The organism is Gemmatimonas sp., from assembly GCF_044345575.1.
Lineage (GTDB): Bacteria > Gemmatimonadota > Gemmatimonadetes > Gemmatimonadales > Gemmatimonadaceae > Gemmatimonas.
On sequence record NZ_JBIJAW010000403.1, the window covers coordinates 1 to 2,834 of the forward strand.

A 2,834-nucleotide genomic window follows, 5' to 3' on the forward strand; every position below is an offset into this window, starting at 1 on the left:
CTATGCGATCGGTGTGGCTGAGCCGGTGTCGGTGTACGTGCAGACCTTCGGGACCGGCGCCGTACCCGATGCCGTCATCGAAGCGGCCCTGAAGGAGGTGTTCGACCTCACGCCGCGTGGCATCAGCAAGGCGCTCGACCTGCGCAAGCCGATCTACCAAGCGACGGCAGCGTACGGGCACTTCGGGCGTAAGCCGGAGACGATCGGACGTGGCCGCTCGGCCCGTACGACCTTCACCTGGGAACGCACCGACCGCGTCGCGGCCCTCAAGAAAGCCGTCCGCTAACCTTCCGGGTATCAAAACCGACCGCCGAGGTGCCGTGCACGGACCGTGCAGCGTGGCACTCCGGCGGTCGGTTTGCTATATCCGATCGGCGGTACGGCCAGTTATTCGGCGTGCCGCTCGGCGCCCATCCGGAGCGTAAGCATGGTGGAAGTCACGGTGGCCCGCCTCGGGCTCGACAGCGCGACCAATTCCTACGTGGTCATCCTGCGTGAGAAAGCGGGGACCCGGCTCCTGCCGATCTGGATCGGCAAGCCGGAAGCCGAGTCCATCCTCGTGCAGATGAATGATCTCAAGCGCGAACGGCCGCTCACGCACGATCTCTGCAAGACGCTTATCACGGGGCTCGGTGGGACCCTGCGGCGCGTGAACATCACTCGCGTCGAGAAGAACACCTATTTCGCTGAAATGCAGCTCGATGGGGCGAAGGGGTTGGTGGCGGTCGATGCCCGACCCTCCGACAGCATCGCCATCGCGTTACGGCTCTCCGCCCCCATCTTTGCGCCGGTCGGGTTGCTCACCGCCATGGAGGCGGACGATGGTGAGGATACCGGTTCCGAGACCGATAGTTCGGGCTTCGGTCCGCAACTCAGCACCGAACAGTTGCAGGCATACCTCGAAAACCTCCGGCCGGAGGATTTCGGCAAATTCACGCCCTAGATTTCCGGGTGCGCGTTTTCGTCCCTCCCCACCTGCCTTCATGACTCGCCTGCAACTCCCCGCCTCGGTTCAGCGCGTGCGCTTCATCGCGCTCGGTGCGCTGTTCGCCGTCAGTGCCTCGCTCTTCGCTGCACGCTCCTCGCAGGCACAGTCGCCCTCCACGGCTACCGCACGCACCGTGCAGGGACGGGTACGCATCCCCACCAGAGTCGGTGGCGATTCCACGGGCATGGGCCCGGCACGCAACCTCTGGGTCACCCTGCATCGCGTGGGGAAGGATACGGCGGGGCCCATCGACTCCGTGCGCAGCGATGCCGCGGGTGGATATCGCTTTGCTTACAAGCCGTTCGGCACTGGTGACGCGGTGTACTTCGCGTCCACGACGTATGGTGGCATCGCGTACTTCACCGCGCCGTTGCGTGACGCCAACGCCGCCGGTGATGCCGCCGAGATCACGGTATTCGATACCACCTCGCGCACGTTCCCGATGTCGGTGAAGGGCCGCCATCTCATCGTGAGCAAGGCCGACAGCGCCGACATGCGCACGATCGTCGAGGTGTTCGAGCTCTCCAACGACAGCCTGGTCACCCTGGTCACGGCGGAGCAGCAGAACGCGCCGCCCACCTGGAGCGTCGCCATTCCAGCTGCGGCCATCGATGTGCGAGCCAACGAAGGAGAGATCTCCCCCGATGCGTTCGCGGCGCAGAATGGCCGTGTGAACGTGTTCGCCCCCATCGCGCCAGGCGTCAAGCAAGTCGCGTTTTCGTACAAGCTACCGTCGAGCAGCTTCCCGTTGCGTGTGCGCGCTGAGCGACCGGTGGTGGTGTTCGAGGTGCTCGTGGAGGAGGCGCAGGGTGACGTGAAGGGGCAGGGCTTCGCGGCGGTGGATCCTGTCACGCTCGAGCGGCGCAACTTCCGTCGGTTCCTCGCACAGGACGTGAAGGCCGATGCCGACCTCGTGGTGGAAGTGCCCGCCGGCGCCACGTCAGGGCGCAATCTGTACATCGCCGGCTTGCTCGTGGCGGTCGGTTTTCTCATGATGATGAGCCTCGCGCGCAGCATGCAGCGGGCGGCCGCGAAGCGTGGGCGCGTGGAGCCCACGCTCCGTCCACAGGAGCCCGATGTGCCGCTCCGTGATCGTCTCGCGCAGGAGATCGCGGCGCTCGATGCCGTCTATGCCCGGCAGGAGGCCCCCTCCGCCGCGGTCACGGCGGCATACGAGGCGCGACGCGCCGAGTTGAAGGCGGCGCTCACACAAGCGCTTGCCGACGCTTCCTCTGGACGGTAGGTTCGAACGGTCGCACATACGGTGCGACGGACAACTGATTCCGAGCGCGGGACACGGAAGCCGGTGCGATACCGGCGCGGCCCCGCCACTGTAACGGGCTCTGTGCAGGCATGCCTGCACAGCAGCGACACTCGAAGCACCACTGGTCAGCGAACCGGGAAGGTGGGTGTCGTGGCCCGGAGCCAGGAGACGACCCGCGCTCTCTATTCTTGACGAAGACCCTCGAGGGGGGGCTCGTGCAAACGCGACGATGTGACCGGTTCGGTTCACTCGTCGCGCCTGCTCGGGCGTCTTCTCGTGGGAGAGGACGCCCGTTCGTGTTTCCTCACCCACGATTGGAACGCCGTGCCTGTCGGTGGGTGGTGCTCGTTGCGGGCGCCGCTGTCGCTGCGTGCACCACGTCCGAACGTTCAACGGCGGCCGATACGGCGGCCGTCTCCGCGCGCGCACCATCGGTGCACGCGGGCGCAGCGCGTGTGGCCACGCCCGCCGACACTGACGATTTCGGGGCGCCGCTTCCCACCGATGCGAGTTACGCGAGTCGCGTGGTCTCCCTCAATCCCGCGGCTACCGAAGCCATCTTCGCCATCGGGGCGGAGTCGA

General features: G+C 66.3%; 3 protein-coding genes and 1 riboswitch. All 3 genes read left to right on the top strand.

What is annotated here, in order from left to right:
- Nucleotides 1-286 (top strand): methionine adenosyltransferase domain-containing protein (locus tag ACIQ6O_RS15830; RefSeq protein ID WP_396208738.1); only part of this gene is annotated, 286 nt, incomplete at its 5' end.
- Between the two features lie 45 nt (nt 287-331).
- The gene (locus tag ACIQ6O_RS15835) at nt 332-943 is read left to right on the top strand and encodes a bifunctional nuclease family protein (RefSeq protein ID WP_396208739.1); all 612 of its coding nucleotides are present in this window, start codon (nt 332-334) and stop codon (nt 941-943) included.
- Nucleotides 944-983: 40 nt separating this feature from the next.
- Nucleotides 984-2,231, top strand: coding sequence for a hypothetical protein (locus ACIQ6O_RS15840; RefSeq protein ID WP_396208740.1), 1,248 nt, complete (start codon nt 984-986; stop codon nt 2,229-2,231).
- 2 nt (nt 2,232-2,233) lie between these two features.
- Nucleotides 2,234-2,445, top strand: a riboswitch (cobalamin riboswitch).
- Nucleotides 2,446-2,834 lie beyond the last annotated feature (389 nt).

Excerpts from the sequence above, each read along its gene's own strand:
- ACIQ6O_RS15840 (WP_396208740.1), top strand. The coding sequence starts at position 984 with ATGACTCGCCTGCAACTCCCCGCCTCGGTTCAGCGCGTGCGCTTCATC.